This window comes from Lutibacter maritimus (assembly GCF_900116115.1).
GTDB lineage: Bacteria > Bacteroidota > Bacteroidia > Flavobacteriales > Flavobacteriaceae > Lutibacter > Lutibacter maritimus.
The window spans coordinates 383,289-406,324 of the sequence record NZ_FOZP01000002.1 but is presented as its reverse complement, the minus strand read 5'-3'; the positions used below and the strand labels follow the sequence as shown (position 1 = coordinate 406,324).

General features: G+C 30.0%; 14 protein-coding genes. 6 read left to right on the top strand and 8 right to left on the bottom strand.

Going from position 1 to position 23,036, the window contains the following annotated elements:
• Positions 1–2: 2 nt before the first annotated feature.
• A complete protein-coding gene (locus BM335_RS05010; protein ID WP_090223800.1) occupies positions 3–3,095 on the bottom strand; it encodes a SusC/RagA family TonB-linked outer membrane protein in 3,093 nt (1,030 codons plus the stop codon).
• A gap of 222 nt (positions 3,096–3,317) precedes the next feature.
• Here BM335_RS05010 and BM335_RS05005 point away from each other — a divergent pair, with 222 nt between their 5' ends.
• From BM335_RS05005 to BM335_RS04985, 5 genes are all read left to right on the top strand, one after another.
• Positions 3,318–4,376, top strand: a complete 1,059-nt coding sequence (locus tag BM335_RS05005; RefSeq protein WP_245780609.1) for a sensor histidine kinase — start codon at positions 3,318–3,320, stop codon at positions 4,374–4,376.
• Positions 4,373–5,095 carry a LytR/AlgR family response regulator transcription factor gene (locus BM335_RS05000; RefSeq protein ID WP_090223797.1) on the top strand — a complete coding sequence of 241 codons (723 nt, stop codon included), beginning with the start codon at positions 4,373–4,375 and terminating at the stop codon, positions 5,093–5,095. The genes BM335_RS05005 and BM335_RS05000 overlap by 4 nt, the downstream gene beginning before the upstream one ends.
• 137 nt (positions 5,096–5,232) lie before the next feature.
• Positions 5,233–6,558: a sugar MFS transporter gene (locus tag BM335_RS04995; protein ID WP_090223794.1), complete on the top strand. Its 1,326-nt coding sequence runs from the start codon at positions 5,233–5,235 to the stop codon at positions 6,556–6,558.
• An 11-nt stretch (positions 6,559–6,569) separates the two neighbouring features.
• Positions 6,570–7,673: an acyltransferase family protein gene (locus BM335_RS04990; protein WP_090223791.1), complete on the top strand. Its 1,104-nt coding sequence runs from the start codon at positions 6,570–6,572 to the stop codon at positions 7,671–7,673.
• A gap of 141 nt (positions 7,674–7,814) precedes the next feature.
• Entirely contained in the window at positions 7,815–10,217 is a 2,403-nt protein-coding gene (locus BM335_RS04985; RefSeq protein WP_090223788.1) for a polysaccharide lyase 6 family protein, read from the top strand.
• Positions 10,218–10,605: 388 nt separating this feature from the next.
• On the opposite strand, the gene BM335_RS04980 is transcribed toward BM335_RS04985, so the two are convergent.
• From BM335_RS04980 to BM335_RS04965, 4 genes are all read right to left on the bottom strand, one after another.
• Positions 10,606–11,505: a carbohydrate kinase family protein gene (locus BM335_RS04980; RefSeq protein ID WP_090223786.1), complete on the bottom strand. Its 900-nt coding sequence runs from the start codon at positions 11,503–11,505 to the stop codon at positions 10,606–10,608.
• Entirely contained in the window at positions 11,505–12,752 is a 1,248-nt protein-coding gene (locus BM335_RS04975; protein ID WP_090223783.1) for an MFS transporter, read from the bottom strand. The genes BM335_RS04980 and BM335_RS04975 overlap by 1 nt, the downstream gene beginning before the upstream one ends.
• A gap of 57 nt (positions 12,753–12,809) precedes the next feature.
• Positions 12,810–14,240, bottom strand: coding sequence for a sucrose phosphorylase (gene gtfA, locus BM335_RS04970; RefSeq protein WP_090223781.1), 1,431 nt, complete (start codon positions 14,238–14,240; stop codon positions 12,810–12,812).
• A 206-nt stretch (positions 14,241–14,446) separates the two neighbouring features.
• Positions 14,447–17,086, bottom strand: a complete 2,640-nt coding sequence (locus BM335_RS04965; RefSeq protein WP_090224063.1) for a TonB-dependent receptor — start codon at positions 17,084–17,086, stop codon at positions 14,447–14,449.
• A 307-nt stretch (positions 17,087–17,393) separates the two neighbouring features.
• Between BM335_RS04965 and BM335_RS04960 the strand changes: the two genes are divergently transcribed.
• The gene (locus BM335_RS04960; RefSeq protein WP_090223776.1) at positions 17,394–18,416 is read left to right on the top strand and encodes a LacI family DNA-binding transcriptional regulator; all 1,023 of its coding nucleotides are present in this window, start codon (positions 17,394–17,396) and stop codon (positions 18,414–18,416) included.
• A 69-nt stretch (positions 18,417–18,485) separates the two neighbouring features.
• On the opposite strand, the gene BM335_RS04955 is transcribed toward BM335_RS04960, so the two are convergent.
• The 3 genes from BM335_RS04955 to BM335_RS04945 form a co-directional block, all read right to left on the bottom strand.
• Positions 18,486–20,429 carry a sialate O-acetylesterase gene (locus BM335_RS04955; protein ID WP_090223773.1) on the bottom strand — a complete coding sequence of 648 codons (1,944 nt, stop codon included), beginning with the start codon at positions 20,427–20,429 and terminating at the stop codon, positions 18,486–18,488.
• A 221-nt stretch (positions 20,430–20,650) separates the two neighbouring features.
• Positions 20,651–21,505 carry a hypothetical protein gene (locus BM335_RS04950; protein WP_090223771.1) on the bottom strand — a complete coding sequence of 285 codons (855 nt, stop codon included), beginning with the start codon at positions 21,503–21,505 and terminating at the stop codon, positions 20,651–20,653.
• An 18-nt stretch (positions 21,506–21,523) separates the two neighbouring features.
• On the bottom strand, positions 21,524–23,035 hold the full coding sequence (locus BM335_RS04945) for a RagB/SusD family nutrient uptake outer membrane protein (protein WP_090223769.1): 1,512 nt from the start codon (positions 23,033–23,035) through the stop codon (positions 21,524–21,526).
• Position 23,036 lies beyond the last annotated feature (1 nt).

The window sequence follows — 23,036 nt, the reverse complement described above, 5'->3', positions numbered from 1 at the left end:
TTTTAAAAATTTACGTTAATGTTTAATCCTATACTTCTTGTAGATGGTTGACCATAAATATCAACACCTTGCAATCCTATCCCTGTACTAGAAGCAATATTTGGGTCGAACGGAGCATCTTTATAAATAAAGAATAAATTGTTTGCTATTACTGAAAGTCTCATGTTCTCAACAAAACTTTTTTCAAATTTTAAGTTATATCCAAATGAAACTTCTCTTAAACTAACATTAGTTGCATCGTAAACATATTCGCCTAATAAACCAGCTCTACCTCCGGTTTTTAAATAATAATCTTGCGCTGTCATTTGTTTTAAATTGCCATTTGTATCAACAACATCAACCATGCCGCCATTATTATTTCTAGCATCTGCCGTTGCTTGTGAAACCCCATAAAAATCGTTTACGGCTTCCGTTACACTTACTACTTCACCACCAACTTTAGCATCAATTAAAAAGTTGAATGAAAAGTCTTTAAAATCAAATGTATTGCTCCATCCAAAAGTAAAATCTGGTTGTGCGTGCGCAATAGTTTCAAAATCGGTAGTTTCTAAGGTTAAGCTTCCTGCATCATCTGTTACAACTGGTAAACCGTTTTCATTTCTTACAACAGAACGGCCTCGAATGCTCCCAAAATCTTCACCTTCAATTAATGAATATGCGTAACCATTAACACCTGGTGCTGTTAAAATTGCTTCACCATTTTGTAATGAAGGATGTACAGAAACTACTTTATTTTTATTGGTTGCAAAGTTTAACGTTGTATTCCAATTAAACATATCATTAACAATTGGTTTTGCATTTAAAACTAGCTCTATTCCGCTATTTGATATTTCACCAGCGTTTACAATATTTTGTACAAATCCGTTTACGTTTGGCTCTGCTGCAATAAAAAATATTTGATCTGTAGTTTTTGAATTATAATACGTAAAATCAATACCTAATCTGTTATGGAAAAAACGCCATTCTGTACCAATTTCAAATGATTTTTGTTCTTCAGGTTTTAAAGTTTCGCCTTCTTTAACACCAAATCTTGGTTTTGTAAAATTTCCTTGACCAACTGGAATTGAATTTAAAGGAATTGTTGCATACGCAGGAATATCTTTACCAACAACAGCATACGATGCTCTTATTTTTGCAAATGAAATATTTTCTGGCATTTTAAACATTTCAGATAACACACCTGTTACACCAATTGAAGGGTAAAAAAACGAGTTTGTATCTGTATTTACTAATGTTGATGACCAGTCATTTCTTCCTGTAACATCTAAAAATATTTTGTTTTTATAACCAAAATTTGCTGAGCCAAAAACGGATTGTACTTCTTTGTTTGATACCGATTGTTTAATATCATTTGTACTTGCAAAGTTACCTATAGTAAATACGTTTGGATATGTTAATCCGCTACTGGTTCCTGAATCTAATGAAAGTTGGTCACCTATTGAATATTTAGTTAAACTTGTACCTAACACTCCTGAAAAAGTAAAATCTTCAGAGATTTCTTTGTTATAGTTCACAATTAAATCTAAGTATTGTTGTGTGTTCTCGGTTTTTTCTAAAATATACCTTCCTGTTGCTGGCACAAAAGTTAAATCACTACCTGCATACATTCTTTTATCAAAAGTAAAAAAAGATTTATCAAAACTTCCTCTTGATTGGAAAGATAAATCATCATTAACTTGGTATTTAACACTAACATTAGCAAGAACTCTTTGCGCTAAATCTTTACTTGGATTTCTATTTACAAGCCAATATGGGTTTTGTTGAATATTTTCATCAAATGAAGTGGCGTATTGATCCATCATATTTGTTGCTGTATTAAAATATTCAAATTTATTTTTGTACGTATTCAAATCTATTCCAACAGGATTTAAATATAAACCAGATAATGGATTAGAATACAATCCGTTAGTAGGTCGATTCCAAATTCGTTGATCAGATATGTTTATATTTGCTGAAACTTGTATTTTATTATTTAAAAAATTAGCGGTTTCACGTAAGTTTAAATTGTTTCTTACTAATTTGTTGTTTGGCATTACACCTCCTGCAGTTGTGTTTGCGTAAGAGAAAAATGTTTGAGCCTTTTCATTTCCTGCTGTTAATGATATTGATTGAATGGCCGTATAACCTGTTTTAAAAAAATCATCAACACCATTTGTTAATCCACTTTTTTTAGCGCCCCAAGATTTAGGGTCTGTAACATTCCCATTCTCAGCGATTGGTTGTCCAACTGAATTTGATTGGTACTCAGTTTGTAATTCTGGTAAAGAAACTACATTATCAACAGTAATACTTGAACTAAAGTTTACTTGAACTTTTCCATCTTTTCCGCTTTTCGTAGTAATTAAAATTACACCATTAGCACCTTGACTTCCGTATAAAGCTGCTGCTGAAGCACCTTTTAAAACCGACATACTCTCAATATCATCTGGATTTAATAATGACAATGCATCACCTCCATCTCTATTTCCAATTTGACCTCCAAAAATACTAGTTCCTGGCTCTTCACCATTTTGTCCATTTCCGCTGTTTAACATTGGCACACCATCAATAACATACAAAGGATCGTTATTTGTTGTTGAAGAATTTCCTCTTAGCACAACTTTTGAAGCTCCACCAACACCTGATGAACTTTTAGTAATAGTTAAACCAGCAGATTTACCAGATAAACTGTTTATTGGATTGGTTTGTTTTACTTTAGTTAAATCTTCCCCTTTTACTTCCTGAGCAGAATATGTTAATGCTTTCTTCTCTTTTTTCATACCTAAAGCAGTAACAATTACTTCGTTTAAACTTAATGCGTCTTCGGCTAAAACTACGTTTAATGTATTAGCATCAGTAACATTTACAAATTTTGTTTTCATTCCAATAAATGAAAAAACAAGCACATCTCCGTTTGAAGCTTCTATACTATATTTTCCATCAAAATCTGTTTGACTTCCTTTTGTTGTTCCTTGCAAAACAACATTAACTCCTGGCAAAGGAGCGCCATCTAATTCAGCGGTAACTGTACCAGAAATAGTTTTAACTTGTGCATTTACTTGTGTAGTAATTACAAGAGAAAAAACCAGCATTAATAGTGGTAATAATTTTTTCATAAGTATAATTAATGGTTAAATAATTAAAGTTTAAACTTAGATATATCAAAAGATTTTAAAAAAATATTTCTATAAACAACAGAAAAAAAACAACAGATAACAGTTTTTGCAATATTAACGAAAACGTTTTATTGTCAATTTATAATTTTATTGCAAATTGTTTTGTTATCGTAAAAAAAACCTATAATTTTTCACAAAATTTAACCTTCAAAATTTTAATATTTGAGTTTTTCGAAATTAAAATGGCTTGAAAATTCAAGCATAAAAATACCTTTAAAGTACCATTTACTTTTTTGGGGAAGCTATTTTGTATTTAATGTAATTAGATGGGGAAGTTACTTTGATGATTATTGGTATTCATTAAAATCTAACTTGGTTGAATTTCCTTTACACATTATAATTGTATATTTTAATATTTACTATTTAATACCAAAATACATTTTAACCAGAAAATTTAAACGTTACATTCTTTTTCTTTTATTTTCATTATGTATACTGTATTGTATAAGAACTGGCTTAAACTTTTTATTGGTAACCAAAAATATTTGGCCCGAAGCTGAAGGAACACAACAAGCATTTACTTTTAACCATATTGTAGCAGTAGTTTTAGGTGAATTATATGTTGTGGCTTTAGTTTCTGCTATAAAATTAACCTTTGATTGGATTTACGAAAAAAGACGCGCTGAAGATTTACAAAAAATACAATTAAGTACTGAGCTTGATTTTTTAAAATCGCAAATACAACCACATTTCTTTTTTAATACTTTAAATAATTTATACGCTTTAACCCTTCAAAAATCTGATACTGCACCCAATGTGGTTTTAAAATTATCAGACATTATGCAGTATGTTTTATATGATGTAAAAGAACCTGTAATAAGCTTATTTGATGAAATAAATTACATTCAAAATTATTTAGATTTAGAAAAATTACGTTACGGAGATAAAGTTAACTCTAAAATAAATATTATAGGAAATATTGAAGATGTTAAAGTACCTCCATTACTTTTTTTGCCTTTTATAGAAAATTGTTTTAAACATGGTGCTCAAGAAAATGAATCAATACAAGTGCGCATTAAATTTGAAATAATTAATAACAAAACTTTAAAATTTTGTGTTAAAAATAGTTTTGTGCATATTAACGATACTACTCAAAAACACGGCATTGGTATTAAAAATGTTAAAAGAAGACTACAATTATTGTTTAATAATAACTTCAAATTAAAGACTTTTGTAAAAAAGCAACACTATTTTGTTAAATTAAAAATACCAATTCAATGAAAATAAAATGTATTATTATTGATGACGAACCTTTGGCTATTTCTGTTATAAAAAGTCATTTAATTGAGTTTCAAAATATGGAATTAGTTGCAACTTTTAACACCCCAATTGCCGCTTTACAAACTATAGAAACCAATGAAATTGATGTGATATTTTTAGACATAAATATGCCTAAAATGAGCGGATTAGAATTTTTAAGAACACTTACAAATAGTCCCCATATTGTAATAACAACCGCCTACAGAGAATTTGCAGTAGAAAGTTTTGACTTAGATGTGTTAGATTATTTAGTAAAACCAATTCCTTTTGGAAGGTTTTTAAAAGCTATTAATAAAATTCAAAGTAGAATCAGTCTTGAAAAAGAAAAAATAACCGACATTGCTATAAAAGAAGAACCTTTTATTTTTTTGAAAGTTGATAAAAAAATGATGAAAATTAAATTAAACGATATTTTATATATAGAAAGTTTAAAAGATTACATAAAAGTATTTACAATTACAGGAGACTATCTAGTACATAAATCTATGACTAGTATATCTGAAGAATTACCAATTGATAATTTTTTAAGAATTCATCGGTCTTTTACCATTGCCATTAATAAAATTACTGCTGTTGAAGGAAACTCTGTTGAAATAAACAAAAAAAGAATTCCAATTGGCAGAAATTATCTAATTCAAGCAAAGCAAAAAATATTTAATAGTACCGATTTTATCAATTAATTGATCCTTTAAAAAACGTTAATGTTCAATAAAGTTAAGTTCAGCTATGTTTTTATGTTGATTAGAGAAAATAATTTCTAATACTTATTTTTAATAGTATCTTAGAAAAATATTTTTTAACCAAACATACAATAACAATGTCATCAACAAAACAACAACTTAACTCTAATAAAAGCACATTCATTCCAATACTAATAATTGCAGGATTATTCTTTATTTTCGGATTTGTAACCTGGATTAACGGAGCATTAATTCCGTTTATGAAAACAATAAATGAATTAACTTCTGCACAATCCTTTTTAGTAGCGTCGGCATCATATATTTCCTTTGTTGTAATGGCACTGCCTGCTTCTTATATTTTAAATAAAATTGGTTATAGAAAAGGAATGAGTTTAGGTTTATTTGTTATGGCATTAGGAGCTTTGGTTTTTATACCAGCCGCCGAAGCAAGAACTTACTGGGTATTTTTAACCGGTATTTTTATTCAAGGAATGGGAATGACTTTATTACAAACTGCTTCAAACCCATATATTACCATTTTAGGACCCATTGATAGCGCTGCAAAACGTATTGCAATAATGGGAATTGCCAATAAAGTAGCTGGTGCGTTAGGTTCATTAATTTTTGGAGCAATTTTACTTTCTGGAATTGATGAAATTAAAGAAAAATTAAGTGTTGTTGATGCAACCGAAAAAACACAATTACTAAATACTATGGCCGATAGTGTAGTAATGCCTTATATTATTATGGCTGCCGTACTGTTTGTATTAGCAATTTTAATACGAAAAGCACCATTACCTCACGTAGAAGCAGAACCTATTAATGAAATTGAAGAAGGTAAAACAACCAAAACAAGCATTTTTCAGTTTCCACATTTATGGTTAGGCGTTTTAACATTATTTGTTTACGTTGGTGCAGAAGTTATTGCAGGAGATACTATTATTGCTTACGGAATATCATTAGGAATATCTGGTGATGAAGCAAAATATTTTACAACATTTACTTTAATGGCAATGGTTGCTACGTATGGTTTGGGCGTATTTTTAATTCCAAAATATATAAACCAAGCATTTGCTTTAAAAGCAAGTGCTATTTTAGGAATTGTATTAACATTTTGTATAGTGTTTACAACAGGATTTGTATCTATATTATTTGTAGCTGCTTTGGGAATTGCAAACGCTTTAGTTTGGCCAGCCGTTTGGCCTTTAACTTTAAAAGGATTGGGTAAATTTACCAAAACAGCTTCTGCATTATTAATTATGGCAATATCTGGAGGTGCAATAATCCCTCCTTTATACGGACGTTTTGTAGATAGTAATAAAATGGAATTACTTTCACAAGGTTTTAGTGAAGCAGCTGCATCGGCACAATCTGCAACAGCTGGCTATTGGATTTTATTACCTTGCTATATCATTATTTTATATTACGCCATTGCTGGTCATAAATTAGGGTTGAAAAAATAATCTAATTTTTTATGGCTACTCAAAGATTAATGGCTCTTGATGTAATGCGAGGCTTAACAATTGCATTAATGATTATGGTAAATACGCCCGGAAGTTGGAGTTATGTGTATCCCCCATTATTGCATTCAAAATGGCACGGCTGTACGCCAACAGATTTAGTTTTTCCGTTTTTTCTATTTATTGTTGGAGTGTCTATGTGGTTTTCATTTAAAAAATTTGATGAAGGAATTACAAAAAAATCACTTTATAAAGTATTAAAACGATTTTCTATCATGTTTTTGTTAGGTGTTTTTTTAAACGCTTTTCCGTATTTCGATTTTGAAAATTTAAGATATTTAGGTGTATTACAGCGCATTGCAATTGCTTATTTAATTGGCGCATTGTTATGTATGCAATTTAATTACAAACAATTACTTATTATTTTTGGAATTATTTTATTGGCTTATTGGGGATTGCTATTTTTTGGGAGTACAAATGAACCTTATGAATTATCATCAAACTTAGTTTTAAAATTAGATGTTTTATTATTCGGTAAAAATCACTTGTACAACGGCTTTGGAATTCCATTTGATCCAGAAGGATTATTATCTTCACTTCCAGCAGTTGCAACGTTACTTTTGGGTTATTTTTCAGGAAAAATAATTGAGTCATCAGGCAATATAATGGCAGTTGTAAAAAAGTTACTTACTGTTGGTACTATTGCTGTTTTTATAGGTTTTATTTGGAGTTTTGTGTTTCCAATTAATAAAGCTTTATGGACTAGCTCATATGTTTTATATACAGGAGGATTAGCTATGGTTTTTTTAGCTTTTTTACTATGGATTATTGATGTGCATAATTTCAAAAAATGGTCCACTCCATTTTTACATTTTGGCACAAATCCTTTAGCAATTTATATGTTTTCTGGAATATACGTACTCGTAATTATTTATTTAATTAACATTACAAACGCTCAAGGTGAAATTATTTCAGCTTACGATTATCTTTATGCAGATATTTTTGTTCCAATTGCAGGAAATATGAATGGCTCTTTATTATTTGCCGTTACTCATATTATTTTCTTTTGGTTAATTACCTATATACTGTATAAAAGGAAAATATTTATTAAAATCTGATAAAATTGTATCTTTTTATGCAGCGTTTAAGAATATTATTTGAAAAACTGTATTATTAATTTATAGTTAAAATTACAAATAAATCAAAATAATTGAATATTTTTGGATAACCAAACTGGTTAACCAATTAATATTCAATATATGAAACTAAAATTTTCCTATTTATTTTTATTATTTACACAAATAAATATTGCTCTATTTTCTCAAACTCAGAAAACAATTGTTGAAACTATTGATCAATTTAACAATGCAATTAAGAACGCAATTCCTGGAAATACTATTATATTAAAAAATGGAATTTGGAAAGATGTACAACTGAATGTAAATGGAATTGGAACTAAAGAAGCACCTATAACTATAACTGCAGAAAAAGAAGGAGAAGTTATTATAACCGGAAACTCTAAATTAACTATTTCTGGTAAATACATGGTAGTAAGTGGTTTATGGTTTAAAGATGGCGTTCCAATTGATAAAGAAGTTATTTCCTTTAAAAAAGACTCAAAAACATTTGCCTACAATTGTAGATTAACAAATTGTACTATTTCAAATTACAATCCAACAGATAAAAGTATAGAAACTCATTGGGTTGATATGTGGGGAAAAAACAATAGAGTTGACCATAATAATTTTACTGGCAAAACAAACGAAGGTACAACATTAGTAGTTTGGTTAAAAGGAGAAGAACATATTGAAAATAATCACTTAATTGACCATAACTTTTTTGGAGAACGCCCAGAATTAGGAGTTAATGGTGGAGAAACTATCAGAATTGGAACTAGTGAAAACTCCATGAAATCATCAAAATCAACCGTTGAATACAATATATTTAAGCATTGCAATGGTGAAATTGAAATTATTTCAAATAAATCATGTGATAACATCTATAGAAACAATTTATTTTTAGAAAGTGAAGGTACTTTAACCTTACGCCACGGAAATAGAGCGTTAGTAGAAAACAATGTTTTTGTAGGAAATAACAATCCGAGAGTTGGTGGTATTAGAATTATTGGTGAAGACCATACCGTACAAAACAACTTATTAATTGGTATTTCTGGAGATGATTATCGGGCTCCAATTGTAGTGATGAACGGAGTACAAAACTCACCTTTAAACCGTTACTTCCAAGTTAAAAATGCTACTATTCAAAATAACACATTAATTAATTGCAATGCCGTTCAATTTGGAGCAGGGAAAGACAATGAAAAAACATTAGCTCCAATAAATTCAGTTTTTGCAAATAACTTAATAACCAATACTAATAGCGGTAAAATTTACAATGCCAACGACGTTATAAGTGGAATTACTTTTACTTCAAATTTTGTAGATGCCGATGTTGAAATAGATGGAAATTATTTTACTAAAGTAATTGTAGATTGGGAAATGTTAGGTTCTTTACCAATGCCTTCAGAAAATAATAATCTTTTAAAATCTGCCATAAAAATAGCAACAAGTCCAGTTGTAGATATCACGAATTCTGCAAGAACTTACTTTGTTGCTGGCGCTTTTAATTTAGGAAATAAATTAATTCCTGAAGCAATTAATGCCATAGCTGGCCCAACATGGAAACCATTGATTGAAGAACCTACTCTTGTTAAAAAAGCACAAACACTTGTAGTAGATCCTGGTGTTGAAACGCTTTCAAAAGCATTAAAAAAGGCCAATTCTGGTGATGTTTTGCTTTTAAATCCAGGTATTTATTTGGTAGATAAATCAATGAAAATTAATGGAAACATCTCTATTATTGGTAAAAATGAAGGAAATGGCGTAGAAATAAAAGCAAATGAAAATTTAGAAAAACCTATTTCTTACTTTTTTAGAGTTACACAAGGAGCTAGTTTTACAATGAAAAACATAATGCTAAATGGAGATGCTAAAGAAGTTGTAAAATACGCAGTAGTTTCACCTGATGAAAATGAATCAGAAATTTATAACTTGAGTATTGATAATTGTCAATTAGTAAATTTTACAAACAAAAATGGAGGAAGTGTTTTTAAAGCCTATATTGGAACAATGGCCGATACAATTAACATAAAAAACACGCTAATATCCGATGCATATAGAGGTTTAAATTTATCGTATGAAAAAGATCCTTTAGGAAAGTACAATGCAAAAAATTTAATAGTTCATAATACTGTTTTTAAAAACATTGATGAATTTGCAATTAATTATTACAAAAGCGGCTCTACAGTTGATGGTGGTAATTTACGTGTAACAAATTGTGTTTTCAGTAAAGTCTATAATCAAGAAAAAGGCTATGCTATTAAAAACAAAAATATTGACAATGTAAGTATTGTAAATTCTGTTTTTGAAGGTAGTTATCAAGTTAAAAATTTTGTGAATTTAAGCGGAACTTCAAACAGCATTTCCAATTGTCTAATATATGATAATGGAAGTATAAAGACTTCAAATAATGCTATTATGGAAAACATTGCTTTTAAAAATCCAAAATGGGAAGATAAAAAACTATTTATACCAAGTGATAAATCTCCTTTACTAAAAGAAAATAATGGCATTGCAAACATAGGATTGCAGCTAAAACAATAAATAAACAGCCCCCAATTAAAAAGCCTAACATCAAATATTTAATGTTAGGCTTTTTAAGTTTATGACCTAGTTTGTCTTAAACAAAATCAACAATCATTTTGTATATTTGTAATGTGCAATTTCCATTTCTAGCTCATTTTAAATACTTAATATTTATACTACTTAATAGTAAAATTTAATGTACTTTTTTAGATATTTATCTACTTTTTATACTGATTTTATCTACATTTTTCACCAACAAACACAAATGCTTTTATAAAAAGCCTTTGTAAAATTACAAAAAACCTTTTGTACAGTGAGAAAATTGTTTTAAAACAACATAAAAAACAGTCATCTATATTTTTATTCCAAAATTGAATTCTATAAAATATACTTATTTTACAGCAATTTATTTAGTTCCTGCTATAAAATTCAGTACAACATCCTCCGAAATTATAGGATTTGCACCTTCGCTTTGTGCTACCAACGCTCCAACTGCACAAGCATAAATAATAGCCTTCTGTGGGTCTTTATCCGTAAATAGTTTGTTTATCAAAGTGGCTAAAAAGGAATCTCCAGATCCAACGGTATCAACAACATCTACATAATAGCCACAACTATGATAATATGTTTCATCAACGAATAAAACTGCTCCATGAGAACCCAAGGTTACACAAATTGTTTTTGTAGTTGTTTTTTGGGCAATAAATTCTAAGTTTTGTTGCAATGAATTATATGTAGAACCTAAAAATCGAGAAACTTCATACAATTCTTCATCATTAAACTTAATAAAATCTGCGGTATTCATAAACTCAATCAAAGTATCTTCAGTATAATGCGGATTTCTTAAATTGATGTCAAATATTTTATAATTAGCAACTTCTAACAATTGCAATACTGTTTTTTTTGTTGATTCATCACGAGCAGCCAAGCTTCCATATACAAAAAAATCGGCATTTTTAACTAATTCTAAATCATCAATAGATAAACGAATTTTATCCCAAGCAGAAGGATAGGCAATATCGTAAGAAGCATTTCCTTTTTCATTCAATTGGACATTTACAACTCCTGTTGGATAATTTTTTTTTACTTGAATTGATCTTGTATTGATTTCTAATTTTTGAAAATATTCAATTAATTCTTTTCCATTTTCATCATTACCAACTGCGCTAATCATAGCAACATCAACACCAAATGATTTTAACCGAGAAGCCACATTTAAAGGTGCTCCTCCTATTTTTTTAAGTTTAGGAAAAACATCAAATAAAATTTCGCCAAAACAAACCGCTTTTAACTTTTTACTAGCCATTATAACTTACTTAAATTTACATATTCGCTTTCATTTAATTGTGAAATACGAATATGAGTCGGTTTAAAAATCATATTATATAAAAATCCGAGAAATAATATAGCTGCAAAAAAGGTTGCTAACATAAAACCGTATATTGCATTAGAACCAAATAAATCGCTAACTACACCCATTAACATGGGTCCAACAGCCGCACCTGCAGCTGTAAAAAATAAAATAATTCCTGCAACAGAACCATGACTGATTTTTGGAAAACAACTAATTCCTTTAGAATTTATTGTTGGGTAAATAACAGACATAAACAAACCTGATAATGGTAATAATACAACTGTGGCTGTACTATTTAAAAAACTAAAAGCATAACACAATAATATTGCAAAACTTGAAATAGCCATTACAACAGTCCAATCAAAACGCTCTAACATCCATGCACCTAAAAAGCGTCCTCCTGCACGTAAAATAAAAAATATAGGCAATGCATACAGCGCTATAAAAGTAAAACTACCATCGTACCCAGCTATTAAAGTTGGCATCCAAACATAAATTGCAGCTTCAACAGCAACATATAAAAAAGCGGCTAAAGAAAATCCAAGGGCATATTTATCTTTCACCATAAGCAAGGTTCGTTTAATATTTATTGGCTCTTCTGTAGATTTTTTAGTATCTGGATATTTTGCAAAAAAAGCTATAATAATTAAAACCACACATAAAGTAGCTGCCACCACATATAGCCATTTCCAATCTACATTTTTGGTCAAAAAATAACTTACTAAAAACGGACCAATTATAGCTCCTACGCCAAAAAATCCTTCTACAACATTCATTGTTGACGTATGATCGTTTGTAGATTTTGACATATCTCCAATCAATGCCAAAGCACCTGTTTTAAAAACACCAATTGCTGCTCCAGAAATAATTAACAACACTAAGAAAAACCCAAAAGTATTACCCAACAAAAATAAATATGAGTTTACAGCGAATAATGCCAAACCTATTATAATTGTTTTTTTTCTACCTATTTTATCTGCTAAAAAGCCTAAAAATATACCGGCCAACGCAATTGCTGTCATTGGACCGTAATGTAAAAGTCCAGCTGCAGTCATTGATAAATTAAATTCCTTCATTACTTCTGGAATAATAACACCCACTGCATCTGTTGTCATAGCAAACATCATAAACATAAGGTAAGTTAACCACTTTATGTTTTTTTGATTGTATTCTGTCGTTTGTTCTACCTGATTTTTCATTGTATTAATTTGTATAAAATTAAATAATATTCCTATTATAGCACTTTAATCACTATTTTATGATGAGAATTTTGTTTCCATTTTCATTGAAGTTAAATCAATAAAAAGCTCTGCAATATGGTTGTTATTTACCCATTTTATATTTAGCACATTTTTTGAAGTTTCAATTAAATTAAAATCTCCGTTAAAAGCTAGATGGTTATTCCTTAAAAGCATCAATTCTTTCAAATCGTTGATTAAAGGTCTATTTAACTGCTCCTTAATTTCATTTTTTGTGAAATAATGACGGTTTATATCTCTACCAACATTAGTTTTTTCCAACAATTCCATATCATTTTCACCTGCAAATAAACCTACATAATACACTTGAGGTATTCCTGGTACAAAAAACTGAATAGCTCTTGCTATTAAATAAGCGTTTTCATCCCTTCCTAAGGCATCAAAATAGGTGCAATTTACTTGATATAAATCTAAGTTTGAAGCAGCTGCTCCTGTTGCCTTTAAACTATTTCCACCACTGTTTATATGCATTTGATCTACAATTTTAGATAAAATGGCACCTTCAATTAAACCTGGTTTTTCGCCTTCACCAGCAACATCTACAATTCCAATTCCATCATGCGTGTCCAGCACTGTTAATGCATTTTTAGGACTAACCTCTAACCATTTTTTTAGGCTTGAAGCATTTTTATTAAACAAAGTATCTAATACCAATACAGGCAATGCAAAATCGTATACGTAATCTACTCTTTTTGCAATTTCAATTTGGGTTTTATAGTATGAATGAATTTCAACCAAAACTTCAATTCCTTTTGCTTTTGCTTTTTTAGTAAGTTGACTTATAAATTCATAGGTTTCATCAATCATAAAGCACGATGTTCCTGGTTTTTTTATAGCGTATCCCGCAGCGTCTAAACGTATCATTTTAACACCACCTTTTTCAAAGGTATCTAAAATACTTTCTAAGTATTTAATACCAATTTTATTATTTACATCAATATCAATTTGATTGCTTGTAAATGTGGTCCAAATCAATTTAACCGAACCGTCGTTTAATTTAACCATGGTAAATGGTAAATTTGGACGCGGTCTATAAATTGATAACAAATCTGCCTCAGTTGCTCCATTTGGAAAAACAGTATTGTACTTTAAAAACAACGAAGCATACTCTGATTTTTCTCCTTTTTGAAGATAATCTTGAAATTGAATTGATTTTGCCGAAACGTGATTCACAATTAAATCGGCCATAATATCAACCTCTTCACTTAGTTCTTTTAAATCGTTCCAATCACCTAACCTAGGATCAATTAAATTATGATCTATGGGGTCAAAACCTGCATCTTCTCCATCAATTGGGTAATAGAATGGTAAAATGTGTAAACCTCCAAACAGCCCTTTTAACTCATTTTTGAATAAAGAATTTAACTCTGTTATACTTTTACAACCAAGTCTATCTATATATGTTATTAATTGTATTTTATTTTTCATAATTGCTTATTGGATTTATGGAAAAAATTAAAAAAAGTGAACTATCTTATTTTCTTACTAAAGAACAGTTCACTTTTAAACTTAATTAAACCAACTATTTCTTGTAAATTAGAATTATAAACTTTTAAAGGAAGCCTTTAATTGAATGGTTTTAAAGTAACTAGCCAATTATTTCAATAAAAGGCTAGTTATTATACTATAAAATATTAAAAAGTATATGCAAATGTTAAAGATGATGATCTTCCTGAAATTGATCTTGCTCTTACATAATTTGTTTGACCTTCAACTATAGAACCTTCTTCAGATTCTGTAATCCCAATAGTATCAAAAAGGTTGTTTATGTTTAATGCAACTGAAAAACCTTTTGTAATTGTTACTTTTCCAAACATATTTACATACGCATAACCTGGCATTACTAAATCATTATTATTTTGAGCATATGATTTTGTATTTCCAATAATACTTGCTCCAATTACATGATTTCCATTTTCACCAAAACTATATGTAGGAATTAAACTGTAAATAAAATCTGGTTGTCTTCTTGGGGTATTCCCAACGTTTGAACCGTCAATAGTTCCTGAAATTTCAGCATTTGTATAGGTAAGTGCTCCTCTAACATCAAACTTATTTAATTTTAAAGAACCTTCAATTTCTATCCCTAAAGATTTATAATCGTTTTTTTCAACTTTTTGAGTGGTTGCTTCAAAACCTGCTTCTTCAGTTGTTTTAGCATAAAAACCAGTGATGAATAAACCTGCATTGTCAAATTTTCTTTTGTAACCTAATTCTGCCTGATCTAAAATATCTTTTGGGTTTCCTAAAGAAGTCATTGGTTGTCCAAATGTAAAAGCGCGATCTGCTTTACCAGAAGCTCCACTACTGTATCTTGCAAAAACTGCAGTTTCATCATTTAATTTATAGTTACCACCAAAAGAATATGAAACATAATCATAGTCATAATTAATTGGATTTGAATTTGCGTTATCTACTACTGAAACATTCATTTCAATTGGCTCAATAGTTCCATTATTATTTACATCTAAATTTGCAGATTGTGTTCCTCCAATACTAGAACCATTCACTTTTACATTATCATATCGTACACTAGCATCTAATGTTAAATTTTTACTGGCATCAATAGTAATTGCAGCATAAGGTGCATTTACATTATAAGAAGCATTGTATTTTTGTGTACAACAGTTGCCCCATTCAGCAGCGCCATAAGAAGCTTGTCCGTTTTCTGTTATTTTTGTACCATCAGCTAAAGTAACATCTAATGGAGCAGCATTTACACCATTTACTTCAGTTAAATGAACATTCCACAACCAAGACATTTGAATGTTTTGATTTGCAGTGAAATATCCAGCTATTAAACTAACTTTTTCAAATTTCTTTGTTACTTTAAAATCATTCACAAAATTATTGAAGTTTTCTAATTCAGTATCAAACATCATAATTCTTTGCGCCAATCCATTTGGATTATTAAATGCATTTCCAGTTACTGTATTTGTAACTGTTGCACCTGTTGCATCATATCCGTTATAGCCAGCAATACCAGCAACCATATCATTAACAGTCCCAACTGCTGCAGTAAAAGGAGCTATAAATCTACCTTTATTAAAAGCCATTCTTGATTTGTTGTCTATTTTCCAATCATTTTCTAGATTGAAAGAAAATTCTGCGCCAATAGCATTAGAAATAGGGTGCATACCATCTGCCACATCAGCATTTCTTCTATTTCCATTAGAATCCAACCCATTATTTTGTGTTAAATAAGGGCTATGTTGAGCTCCTGTTGTAGCATCAAACCCTTCAATATTTCCCCAATTAGGATTGCTGTTTGTACCTGTTACTTTTATTGGCATTGGCATATATGCTGCCGTTCTATCGTTTAAAAATTTATAATAAACTCTGGCATAACCATTTTCAAATCTCTTTGTTAGATTTAATTTAATTTGACCTCCTTTATTGGCTAAATATCCTGCGTCTCTTACGCCTTCTCCTTGTCTAAAAAAACCTCCCACATGAAAAGCAACACCGTCACCTATTGGAGTACCATAATCAAAGTCTGTTTTAAAGCTATTGTAGTCTAATCCAAAAGAAGTTGAAATTCCTCCTCCTTCAACTTCACCTGTTTTACTAATAAAGTTTATAATACCTGCTGGTGAATTACTTGAAAGTGTAGATGCTGAACCTCCTCTAATAGCTTCAATTCTTGCAACATTTTGATCTGCTCTTAAAAAAATATCAGACGTAGCAAAAGCTATATCACCATATAAAAGTACTGGCAAACCATCTTCTTGTAACTGTAAATATTTTGAACCTCCAGCGGAAATTGGCACACCTCTCACTGAAATATTTGTATTTCCATCACCACCTGAAGACTCTGTTCTAATACCAGGAATTGTTCTAAATATTTCAGAAGTTGATCTTGGTGAAGATTGCTCAATTAGTTGAGGTTTTAACGTAGTAACAGAAACACTCGACTCAATTTTTGATCGAGGATTAGCAACACCAGTAATTACCACATCATCTAACGACATTACATCTTCTCTTAAAACAACATCTAAAGAAATATCACTTCCTTGTAAATTTATAGATTTTAAAAATGTTTTAAACCCAACATAAGAAACTTCTAATGTATATTCTCCAGTTTCTAAATTCGATATTATATACTTACCATCCATGTCAGAGGTAGTTCCTATTGAAGTACCTTTCATTAAAATATTTACTCCTGGCAATGGTTGACCAAAAGCATCGTTTATGGTTCCTGAAACACTTTTTGTTTGTGAAAAAGCAACACTAGAAATAGCTAAGAAAAATATATAAATATAATTCTGCTTCATTAAAAATAGTTTTTTCATAATATTAAAGTTATTAAATTTGATTAATATCTCGAATGTATACAGAATTGATACTTTAATATTTAAATTTATCAACGAAAACGATTTCGATTTTACCGAAAACGATTTCGATTTTACTTTTAAATAAATTTATTTTACAATATTTAATTAAAAGAAGAGGTTGTAATAATGCAAATTATTAAAGAAGTAGGTATATCTTCTTAACAACTCCTTCAAAGACAGTAAAGAATTTTTAGTTTGTAAGTATAAAAACAAAATAAGCTCTTAAAAATTTACTTATTTTTACTAAATGGGAGAAGTAACGTTAAAACAAATTGCTGAAGAACTTGGTATTTCAGTAACGACGGTTTCAAAGGCTTTAAAAAATTACGCCGATGTTAGTCCAAAAACTAAAACGGCGGTCATAAATCTTGCTAATAAATTAAATTATCAACCAAATTCATTTGCTGTAAACCTCCGAACAAAGGAATCTAAAACTATTGGTTTAATTATTCCTGAAATTGTACACCATTTTTTCTCAAATGTTGTAAATGCTATTATTGAAAAGGCCGAAAAAAAAGGATATTTGGTAATTATTTTGCAATCTAACGAATCGGAAGAACTTGAAAAAAAACAAATAGATTTATTATTAAGCAAGAGAGTTGATGGTATTTTAATGTCGTTATCTAATAACACAAAAAATTTGGATCATTTAAAAAAAGTTATTGAACATAATGTCCCTTTAGTTTTATTTGATAAAATCTCAAAATTGCTAGATTGCTCAAAAGTTGTTATTGACGACAAAAGTGCAGGTTATGATGCCACAGAGCATTTAATTAAATCAGGATGTAAAAAAATCGCTCATTTTAGAGGTCCTTTAAATCCACAAGGTTCAATTGATCGTTTTTTAGGGTATAAAAAAGCATTGGAAGATTACAATCTAAAATTTGATAGTTCTATTGTATTTACTTGTGAAAAAGTAAGTTTTAATGAAGGGTATAAATTTGCAAAAAAAATACATACAGAACATAAAGATGTTGATGGAATTTTTGCAATTACCGATTTGGTTGGTATTGGCGCTGTAGCTTATTTTAATGAAGTTGGTGTTAAAATACCCAAACAAATTGGCATTATTGGTTTTAGTAATTGGTTTATGGCTAGTGTTATTTCACCTTCTTTGAGTACCATAGATCAACCAGGTTTTGAAATGGGAAAAAAATCTTTAAAATTATTATTAAAAGAAATTAAGGCAACCAAAAAAGGAAATCAAATTCAGCACCAAACTGTTGTTTTGCCAACAAAAGTTATAAAAAGAAATTCTACTGCATTTTAATTAAAAAAAATAAAAGCCTAACACTTTTAACAAGCATTAAGCTTTTTTTATTTGTTAAGTATTTTTTCTCTAAAATTTATATTTAACATTTGTTGTAATAGTTTTCCAATCATCAGTTCTAAAAGGTACGGCAGGAAAACCTTCTTTATTAAATAAATTACTTGCTGAGGCATCACCAATCCAACTAAATCTGATATGTATAGGAGTATTTATATTTTTTGCTGATATAATAATGTTATCACCTTCAATAACCGCATTTACTTTATAAAAAATTTGATCTTTTCCTGCAATTTCAAACCCGTGAACGTTGCCTTGTAAATCTGTTGTCATTAGGCCTCCACCAATATCATCAAAAGAAACAATAATATGGTCATCATTTATTTTCATAGATTTAAATTTTGGACCAGAATGTACCATTGGCTTTTCATATAAATTATGTAAAGCAATTGATGCTAAACGTTTTCCTACAGTTTTTTTATTTCTTGGGTGAATATCATTTGGGTTACCAACATCCGTTGTTACCACCATTCCAGTATTTGGTAATTGTAATGTTTTGGTTTGTGCTTCTCGCAGTTCTGCCAAATCACAACCAGTATTACTATCTCCTTCTGAATTAAATGTTGCCAATTGAACATAATAAAAAGGTAATAATTTATCATCCCACTTTTGCCTCCAGTCTCTAATTAACAATGGAAATGTTGTTCTATATTGGTATGCACGACTTACATTTGTTTCACCTTGATACCAAAGAACACCTTTAATACCAAAAGGAATTATTGGGTTAATCATTGCATTAAAACATAATGAAGGATAATCATTAAAATTAACTGCATTATAAATAGATTCAACCTTATATTTCCAAATGCCACTTAAGGGTAATTCCTTTTCCCCAATAGTCAATGTAAAGTTTACTGCATCTCCATAAAGTCCTCCGCTTCCTGAACTATCAACAACTCTAATTGAAATTACATTATCTCCTTCTTTTAATATGTTGGCATTAATTGTGTAAGTTCTTTTCTGATCCCATCCTTTTGTTTCGCCAATTTTTACGCCGTTTATATAGGTGGTATCATCATCATCAACAGCAGGAATGTTAAGTATTATGGTATTATTTAAATCTTCTTTGGTAAGGGTTACATGTTTTCGTAGCCAAATAACACCATCAAACTCTCCCAATTCTTGAGACTCCCATACTTCTGGTTCATTCATTTGTAACCAAGAAGAATCATCTAAATCTACCTCTTTATATGTTTCTATTTTTGCATTTGAAAAAGGTTCGTTTTGTAATTCTTCTATTCTTTTTTGTGTTCCTGAAATTTTTATTTTTAGAAGAGAATCTAAATTGGTTTTTGGCAAGGTTGCAATTAAATTTTTAAATTCATTACTACTTTCAAAACCTTCACGGCTTATCCAAGTTTCGATATTTGAACCACCCCAAGATGCGTTTATTAAACCAATAGGAATTTGTAACGAATCATATAATTGTTTTGCAAAAAAATAACCAACACCTGTAAAATCTGATATAGTTTCGGAATTGCAAACATCCCAAGATACATTATTGAAATTAGCATTTGGTAAAGAACTTATTTCTTTTGGAATTTTTATATGTCGAATGTTTGAATAGGAAGCTGCATTTTTTATTTCAACTTCTGCATTGTCTGATTGTCCAACAGTCCATTCCATATTTGATTGTCCGCTACATAACCAAACTTCTCCAACTAATATATTGCTTAATTTTATTGTGTTTTTGCCAATTACAACTAACTCATAAGGACCGCCAGCAACTTCAGAATTTAAAGTAACCATCCATTTACCATGAGCGTTTGTTTTTGTTTTTTTAATTTGCTTATTAAAACGCACTTCAATTTTTTCATTCGCTTTAGCCCAACCCCAAATAGGAATACCTGCATTACGCTGTAATACCATATTGTCGCCAAAAATGCTAGCTAATGAAGTTTGAGAGTTGATAGTGCAACTAAAAAAAAGCACTAATAAAGTAAGTAAATATTTCATTTTTATAAAAAAGAATTAATTTAATATAATTTATATGATTAACTTTTTGAAGTCATATTTATAGGTTTTGAATAAATTTAAGAAACTGCTGTTTCTTAAATTAATAAAAGAAATCAGCAGTATCAACTCAACTTAATTAATCAATTTTAATATGATAAATGATTATTTTAATCTAAAAAAACAGTTCACAATACACATTACTATTAACTGTTTTTAAGAACTTATTTCTTTCTAAATTGGACATCTTTAATTGTAATAGTAGGAGTTCCACCACTACCACATTTTATAACCAAGTAAACTGTACCACTAGAAGGGAAAGTTATAATTCCATCATTATTTCCACATCCAACTGTACTAATTAACCCATTAAAAGGAGCTAAACCACAACCAGCCCAAGTATTAATAGATCTAACAACTGTTCCTGTAGCATAATCAGCTCCCTGAACAGGTACTGTTGTAGAAGCATAAACTTCAAACCAAGTATCTGTTAATCCTTGTGTAGAAGATACATTCATATCAATTTTATATTTCTGACCAGCTTCTACCTGAACTGCTTGATAAATTGCTTGTTGCGACCAGTTTCCTCCAGTGGTAACACTTACACTACCGTCATTAAATTTCCAAAAATCACCGCTACTTATTGTTAACACTGTCCATTTAGCATGGTCTTCAGCATTTGCAAAAAGTCCTCCTTGAATTAAATTAGCGGCCGGATCAGATGTAGTAACTACAACATTTTGTTCTGCTACAAAAGATTCACCTCCAATACCAACTGCATAATGTTTTACAGCATATGTTCCAGCATCTGGAAAATAAATCTCTTCTTCCATTTTCCCTATAAAAGCAGCTTCGCCAGTTCCTAAATCCCATTTTGAAGTTATATAATTGCTTGATAAAGCTTTAACTAAATATTTATTTACCGCTCCTTCAACTGGAGTAACCGTAAAACTTGCGTCTAACGCTTCTCCTACTATTCCATTTCCTAATTCAACATCATCAGGCTGACATGCCGTAAATATTCCAAATGATAATACAGCAAAAAACAATAAACTTGTTACTAATTTTATTTTTTTCATTTTTTTAGATTTAAATTATTAATAACCCGAATTTTGAACAATCACAGAGTTTTCTAATTCCTTTTCAGGAATAGGTAACACTTCATTTTTTCCAGCTATAAAACCTCTAGAAGCCAATACTGTTGAAGCTTTACCTGTTCTCACCAAATCAAACCAACGATGTCCTTCACAAGCTAATTCTTTTCTCCTTTCTAAAGCAATTGCGTCTAAACTTACAGGTACTGATGGCAGCCCTACTCTTGCTCTAACCGCATCTAATAACGCTTGTGCTCTTGCTCCAGTGCCACCCAATGCTTCAGCTTCTAACAAATACGTATCGGCTAATCTTATAATATAAGTATCTTGATAGAAATTTAATGTTGGATCTCCGCCTAGTGTAGTTGCATCCGATTTTAATGGAACAAATTTAGCCATAAAATAACCTGTATTTGTTGAAGCTTCATTAACAAATGAATATCCGATTACTTGTCCACTTGCTATTAATGCTTTTACATCAATAATTGTAGCATCAAAACGTGGATCATCCTTTAAAGCATCGTACAAACTTTGAGTTACGGTATTTACTCCCCACCCAGAAAAATAATCAGGCGCTGTAGAGTTTGCTGTTCTTGTATAATCTCTAATACCCACCATAATATTTAAAATATTACCTTCTGTACCAAAACCAAGACCCGACCAATCTGCTCTTCCTGCTTCTGTATGAACGTCTTCTAAAATACTTTCTGAATTAAACTTGTTTGAATGTACCCACAAATCTTTAAAATTATCTAACAAACGATATCCGAACTGACTAGTTCCACCTGGAGTGCCATTTACTTCTGCCAACTGAGCAGCAGCTTCGGGTAATTTATTATCATATACATATACTTTACCTAACATTGCTTTTGCTGCACCTTTGGTCCATCTACCTCCTTCAGTTGCTGTGTTTATTGAAATTGGCAGCAATTCAATTGCTTCTAATAAATCTTTTTCAATTTGCGCATAAACTTCCTCTTTAGATGATTGAGGATATGTTTGTGCTTCAACAGGTGAAATCGTACTTGTCATTAATGGAATATTTCCAAATAACCTTACCAAATTAAAGTGATAATAAGCACGCATAGCTTTACATTCTCCTTCAAATCTTAATTTCAAGCTTTCATCCATTGGTACATTTTGCAATTTTTGAAGTAATGTATTAGCTCTAAAAATACCTTGATAATGATTACTCCAAAAAGCTCTAGGCATATTTGTAGGAGTTAATTGATGATAAGAAAAAAGTGAAATTGCATCACCAGGAACAGAAGCTCCATAATTATCATCAGATCCTGCGTTCATAAAAGAAATCATATTGTCCCAACTTGAAGAGTTGAAACTCATAATGTCATAGGCAGCAATAAGTGCTGAATATGCTTCATCAGCGTTTTGATAATACGTTTCTTCAAGAGAGGTTCCTTTAGGTGTAATTTCTAAATAATCTTCATTACAAGAAAATAGGAAAGTAATTAGCACGCTAAAAATAAATATATTTTTAATATTTTTTGTTTTCATA